8 protein-coding genes are annotated in these 5,747 nt (G+C 71.2%); 1 reads left to right on the forward strand and 7 read right to left on the reverse strand.

All coding sequences use genetic code 11. From position 1 onward, the window contains the following. Together PHC73_RS10875 and PHC73_RS10880 are read right to left on the reverse strand one after the other, a co-directional pair. The coding region (locus PHC73_RS10875) for an ABC transporter permease (RefSeq protein ID WP_300127926.1) at nucleotides 1-845 on the reverse strand (845 nt) is incomplete at its 3' end. Continuing rightward, the gene (locus tag PHC73_RS10880) at nucleotides 835-1,500 is read right to left on the reverse strand and encodes an ABC transporter ATP-binding protein (RefSeq protein WP_300127929.1); all 666 of its coding nucleotides are present in this window, start codon (nucleotides 1,498-1,500) and stop codon (nucleotides 835-837) included. The genes PHC73_RS10875 and PHC73_RS10880, both read right to left, overlap by 11 nt. On the opposite strand from PHC73_RS10880, the gene PHC73_RS10885 reads away from it, so the two are divergent. Next, nucleotides 1,475-2,128 (forward strand): arylesterase, encoded by a 654-nt coding sequence (locus PHC73_RS10885; protein ID WP_300127932.1) that lies wholly within the window; start codon nucleotides 1,475-1,477, stop codon nucleotides 2,126-2,128. The two genes, PHC73_RS10880 and PHC73_RS10885, sit on opposite strands and share 26 nt — an antisense overlap. A gap of 8 nt (nucleotides 2,129-2,136) precedes the next feature. Here PHC73_RS10885 and minE read toward each other — a convergent pair whose 3' ends face one another. The 5 genes from minE to PHC73_RS10910 form a co-directional block, all read right to left on the reverse strand. After that, nucleotides 2,137-2,409 (reverse strand): cell division topological specificity factor MinE, encoded by a 273-nt coding sequence (gene minE / locus PHC73_RS10890; protein WP_300127935.1) that lies wholly within the window; start codon nucleotides 2,407-2,409, stop codon nucleotides 2,137-2,139. Then, entirely contained in the window at nucleotides 2,406-3,215 is an 810-nt protein-coding gene (minD, locus tag PHC73_RS10895) for a septum site-determining protein MinD (protein WP_300127936.1), read from the reverse strand. The genes minE and minD overlap by 4 nt, the downstream gene beginning before the upstream one ends. 130 nt (nucleotides 3,216-3,345) lie before the next feature. Beyond that, the gene (minC, locus tag PHC73_RS10900; RefSeq protein WP_300127939.1) at nucleotides 3,346-4,242 is read right to left on the reverse strand and encodes a septum site-determining protein MinC; all 897 of its coding nucleotides are present in this window, start codon (nucleotides 4,240-4,242) and stop codon (nucleotides 3,346-3,348) included. A gap of 119 nt (nucleotides 4,243-4,361) precedes the next feature. Beyond that, nucleotides 4,362-5,153 carry an ABC transporter permease gene (locus PHC73_RS10905; protein ID WP_300127942.1) on the reverse strand — a complete coding sequence of 264 codons (792 nt, stop codon included), beginning with the start codon at nucleotides 5,151-5,153 and terminating at the stop codon, nucleotides 4,362-4,364. Continuing rightward, nucleotides 5,146-5,747, reverse strand: a 602-nt coding sequence (locus PHC73_RS10910) for an ATP-binding cassette domain-containing protein (RefSeq protein WP_300127945.1), incomplete at its 5' end; no start/stop codon positions are given. The genes PHC73_RS10905 and PHC73_RS10910, both read right to left, overlap by 8 nt.

Raw genomic sequence — 5,747 nt, forward strand, 5'->3', positions numbered from 1 at the left:
GCCGGCAGGCGTTTTTCGGTCAAATTGGCGGCCGCCAGCACCACCGCCGCGGCCGCCAGCACCACGCCGGACAGCGCCACCAGGCGCAGGAAATCGGCCGCCTGGCGGGTAATCTCACGGGTCTGGTCCAGACCCTCGTCGGCGGTCTGCACCTTGAGGTACGCCGGCAGGGCGGCGCGCAGCGCCTTGACCTGTCGCTGTATTTGGTCGGCCGGCGGCGCGTACAGCAGGCGGCTGCGTACCCGGCTTTGGTCCGACACCAGGCGCGTGGCCGGCAGGTCGGCGAGGTTCATCAGCACCCGCGGGCCGATGCTGAAGGCGCCGGCCACGCGGTCCGGCTCGGTGGCGATCACGCCGGCCACGCTGAACGCGGCATAGCCGAGCTCGATGCGGTCGCCGACGCCGATGCCAAGCTGCGCCAGCAGTACCGGCTCCACCCACACCGTGCCGGGCGCCGGCGCGCGGCGCGCACCCTGGCCTTCGATGACGAGCTCGCCGAGCAGCGGGTAGGCGTCGTCCACGGCTTTGAGCTCCACCAGGCGCAAACGCTCGCCGGCGGCGGCCATGGTGGGCAGCTCGACGGTCACCGATGCCGGCCGCAGCGCCGGCGGCAGGCTTTGCGCCAGCGGGCGCAGGTCGCGCTCGGCGGCGACGCGCACCGAGCCGCCGAGCAGCGTGGCGGCGCGTGCATCGATGGCCGCCTGCACGCGCTGCGCAAAGCCGCTCACGCTGCCAAGCGCCGCCACGCCGATGGCGACCGCCAGCAGCATGGCCCACAGCAGCGGGTCCGGCCGGCGCAGCTCGCCGCGCAGCATGCGCCCGGCGACGCGCAGCTCAGGCCGCATCGGTCAGCCTCCCGGCCGTCAGCTGCAGCCGGCGGTCGGCATGCGCGGCGAGCGCCTCGTCGTGGGTGACGATCACCAGCGTGGTGCCGGCGGCGCGGTTCAGCTCGAACATCAGCGCCTGCACCGCCTGCGCGCTGGCGCGGTCGAGGCTGCCGGTGGGTTCGTCGGCGAACAGCACCTGCGGGCGGCCGACGAAGGCGCGCGCCAGCGCCACGCGCTGCTGCTCGCCCCCGGACAGGGTGGGCGAGTAGTGGTGGGCGCGCTCGGCGAGACCGACGCGCGCCAGCATGTCGCGCGCCCGGGCGCGGGCGTCGCGGTCGCCGCGCAGCTCGAGCGGCAACGCCACGTTGTCGAGCGCGGTCAGGGTGTCGAGCAGCTGGAAGTTCTGGAACACGAAGCCGACGTGCTGGCGGCGCAGCGCCGCGCGGGCGTCCTCGTCGAGCGCGGTCAGCTCCTCACCGGCCAGCCACAGCCGCCCGGCGCTGGGCAGGTCCAGTCCCGCCAGCAGCGCCAGCAGCGTGGTCTTGCCGCTGCCGGATGGCCCGACGATGGCGCAGTGCTCGCCGTCGGCGATGGCAAGGTCGAGCGGCTGTAGGATGTCCAGCCTTCCCTGTGGCGAGGACACCCACTTGGCGACGTTCTGGGCGCGTATCACCTGCGTGTTGCTCCTGGTGTTGGCTGGCTGTTCGCGGGCGGCGCCACCGCTGCCGGCCGGCACCATCCTGGTGCTCGGCGACAGCCTGTCGGCCGGTTATGGCCTGCCGGCCGGCGCTGCCTGGCCGGCGCTGCTGGCCGCGCGCCTGGCGCAGCGCTCACCGGCCTGGCGGCTGGTGAACGCATCTATCAGTGGTGACACCAGCGCCGGTGGTCGCGCGCGCCTGCCGGCGCTGCTGGAAGGCGAGCGGCCGGTGCTGGTGCTGATCGAGCTCGGCGCCAACGACGCCCTGCGCGGTCAGCCGCTGGATGCCACCGCCGACAACCTGCGCGCCATGATCGCCGCCGCGCAGGCGGCCGGCGCGCGGGTGGGCCTGATCGGCATGCAGATTCCGCCGAACTTTGGCCCCATCTACACGCGCCAGTTCCACGCGCTGTACGAAAAAGTCGCCGCCGAGGCCGGCGTGCCGCTGCTGGATTTCCTGCTCGAGCCGATCGCCGGCGACCCGGCCATGTTCCAGGACGACGGCATCCACCCCACCGCGGCGGCGCAGGGGCCGATCGCCGATCACGTGGCGCGCTGGCTCAAGGCCGCCTTCGGCCTGCCGGCGCTGGCCGAAGACGGCTGAAGGCGCGCTCAGCCGCGCACGCCGGCCGTGGGCTGATCCGGCAGGGTGATGTTCAGTTCCAGGATGTCGCAGTCGCCCTGGTGGTCGACGTCCACCGTGACGGCGCTGTCGTCCACCGTCACGTAGCGGCGCACCACCTCCAGCAGGTCGCGCTGCAGGTTGGCGAAGTAGGGCGGCCGCGACTGCTCGCGCCGCTGGTGGGCAACCACGATCTGCAGGCGCTCCTTGGCCACCGAGGCGGTGTTTTTGCGCCCGCTGCGCAGAAATTCGATGATCCTCATGCGCGCCCTCCGAACAGTCGCCGCAGCAGGCCGCGTTCTTCCGTGACGAAGCGCAGCGGCTTGTCCTCGCCCAGGAACCGCGCCACCGTGTCGGCGTAAGCCTGCGCGGCGTCGCTGGTCTGCTCCAGGATCACCGGCGTGCCGGCGTTCGACGCCGCCAGCACGGCCGGCGACTCCGGAATCACGCCCAGCAGCGGGATGCCCAGAATCTCGCCGATGTCATCCAGGCTCAGCATCTCGCCCTTGCCGACCCGTTTGGGCGAGTAGCGCGTCACCACCAGATGCTCGCGCACCCGGCCGCCCTGTTCGGCGGCGCGCGTCTTGCTGGACAACAGGCCCAGGATGCGGTCCGAGTCGCGCACCGACGACACCTCGGGGTTGGTCACCACCAGCGCCTCGTCGGCGAAATACATGGCCAGGTGCGCGCCTTTTTCGATGCCGGCCGGCGAGTCGCACAGGATGTAGTCGAATTCTTTGGCCAGCTCGTCGAGCACGCGCCCGACGCCCTCGAGCGTCAACGCGTCCTTGTCGCGCGTCTGCGAGGCGGCCAGGATGGCCAGGCCCTCGACGCGCTTGTCGCGGATCAGCGCCTGATTCAGCTGCGCCTCGCCGTGGATGACGTTCACGAAGTCGTACACCACGCGCCGCTCGACACCCATGATGAGGTCGAGGTTGCGCAGGCCGACGTCGAAATCGATCAGCACGGTCCGGTGCCCGCGCAGCGCCAGGCCGGTGCCGAAGGCGGCGCTGGTGGTGGTTTTGCCCACCCCGCCCTTGCCGGAGGTGGTGACGATGATGCGTGCCAAGGGATGGTCCTCGTGTGCAGGGTGATGTCGCTAACGAAGCGCTGATTTATTCAACGCTTCTGTTCGAGGGCGGGCGTGTACCGCGCCGCAGCGAGCTGAAAAATCCAGGGACGGCATTTTTCAGTATTTGCTACAGCGCGGCGGTGACCAGGTCTTCGCCGTCGAGGTAGACCTGCGCCGGCTGCCCGCGCAGCGCGGGGTCGATGTCGTCCGCCACCTGAAAACAGCCGGCCACGGCGATCAGCTCGGCCTCGAGCGCGCGGCAGTAAATGCGCGCGCCGGTGTCGCCGCGCAGGCCGGCCAGCGCCCGCCCGCGCAGCGGCCCGTAGACATGGATGTGGCCTTCGGCCAGCAGCTCGGCGCCCGGGCTGACCGGCGCCAGCACGATCAGGTCACCGCGCGAGTACACCTGCTGGCCGGAGCGCACCGGCTGGGTGACCAGACGCGTGGTTGGTGCGGCGGGCGGGGTGGTCGCCGCTTGGCCGGCCTGCGCCGCGCTCGGCGGCGGCTCGTCCGGCACCGCCGGCGAGGCGGCTTCGGGGTCGACCGGCACCCGGCCTTCGCCGATCACGCCCAGGCCGAGCGCCGCCGCCTGGCTGGCCACCGCCTCGCCGCCGCCGCGCACCGCCACCGGCACGAAGCCGAGGCGGGCAGTCAGCGCGCGCAGGCCCGGCAGGTCCAGCGCCGCGGCGTGCGCAAGATCGGTGAGATCGATCAGCAGCGGCGCGCGGTCGAACAGCGCCGGCGCCTGCGCCACCCGCGCCGCCAGGCCGCTGTCGATGGCGGCCAGGTCCGTGCCGAGCGGTTTGAGCACGGTCAAGGTGACGAGGCTGCCTTTGAGGCGGAAAGCGGGGGTTTCGGACATGCGCGGTGGTGGGTCGATCAGGCTGCGCCCGGGGCCGATCGGGCCGGTGCCGTCGAGCTGTGGAATCGGTTGATTGTAACGCGGGACTTCGGTCGCCCCGGCGCCGCTCGCAGCGGCGAGCGGCGGCCTCACGGTTTGTGAAGAAATGCGCGTCCTGCGCATTGCTTGCGTTGCCCGTCCGGTACATGCCCGGACGGGCTCCCGCGAATCAAGCCCTTACGGGCTCGCTTCGCGTCCGGCCATCCCTGGCCGGCCTCGGAGCTTGAAAAATTCACAAGCTCTCAGCGCAGGATGGTGGGGTAAAGGCGGGCGGCGATCAGCACCAGCAGCGCCAGAAACAGCACCAGTACGGCCAGGTCCAGCCCCAGGCCGAACACGCTGTGTGCGCCGACCAGCATCAGCGCCCGCAGCGCATCGACCAGATAAGTGAGGGGATTGAAACGCGCCACCGCGGCCAGCCAGGGCGGCATCAGCGCCAGCGGGTAAATGGCGTTGCTGGCAAAGAAAAAAGGCATGGTGAGCAGCTGGCCGATGCCCATGAAGCGCTCGCGCGTCTTGACCAGGCAGGCGACGATCAGCGAGAAGGTCGAGAACACCGCCGAGCCCAGCACCGCGAAACCCAGCAAGGCGACGATGGTCGCCGGGTTGAAGCGCAGATGCACGCCCAGCAGCGCCGTCAGCGTGAAGATGACGGCGGCCTGCGACAGGCTGCGGATGCCGCTGCCAAGCGCCTTGCCGAGCACCAGCGCCCAGCGCGGCGCGGGGCTGACCAGGTATTTGGTCAGCACGCCGGCGTCGCGCTCCCAGATGGCCGACAGCCCATAGAAAATGGCGATGAACACGACGCTCTGGGCCAGGATGCCGGGGGCGAGAAAGTCGACATACGGCAGGCCGCCGGTCGGGATGGCGTTGGCCCGGCCCATCACCTGACCGAACATCAGCAGCCACAGGATCGGCTGCACCACGCGCGTCAGCAGCTCGACCGGGTCGTGCCGCAGTTTGCGCAGCTCGGCCTCGGCGATGGCCAGGGTCTGGGCGAGGTGATCGGCCAGGCCGAGCGGTGGCTTAACCATGGCGCCGGGCCGCCTGCCGCGTCTGCACGGCGCCGGCATACGAGCCGCCCTCGTCCGGCGCCCCGCCGGTGAGGGCGATGAACACCTCGTCCAGCGTGGCGGCGCCGAGCTGGGCTTTGAGTTCCTCCGGCGGGCCGCTCCTGACGATGCGCCCGTGGTGCACGAAAGCGACTGCGTGGCACAGCGCCTCGGCTTCCTCCATGTAGTGCGTGGTCATGAAGATGGTCGTGCCCCAGCGTTGCCACAGTGCCTGCACGTGCGTCCAGACGGCGTGCCGGGCGGTCGGGTCCAGGCCCACGGTCGGCTCGTCGAGGAACAGCACCTCGGGGCGATTGACCAGCGACTGGGCGATTTCGAGCCGCCGGATCATGCCGCCGGAGTAGTGGCGCACCAGCACCGCGGCGGCCTCGGTCAGGCCCATGAAGTCGAGCGCCTCGCGGATGCGCTCGCGCCGCTGCGCCGCCGGCACCCGGTACAGCTTGGCGAAGATCAGCAGGTTCTCGAAGCCGGTCAGGTCCGGATCGGCCGACAGCATTTGCGGCACGTAGCCGATATGCCGGCGCACCGCGCCGGCCTCGCGCACGACGTCGTAAC

This window comes from Immundisolibacter sp. (assembly GCF_028696615.1).
Taxonomy (GTDB): Bacteria; Pseudomonadota; Gammaproteobacteria; order Immundisolibacterales; family Immundisolibacteraceae; genus Immundisolibacter.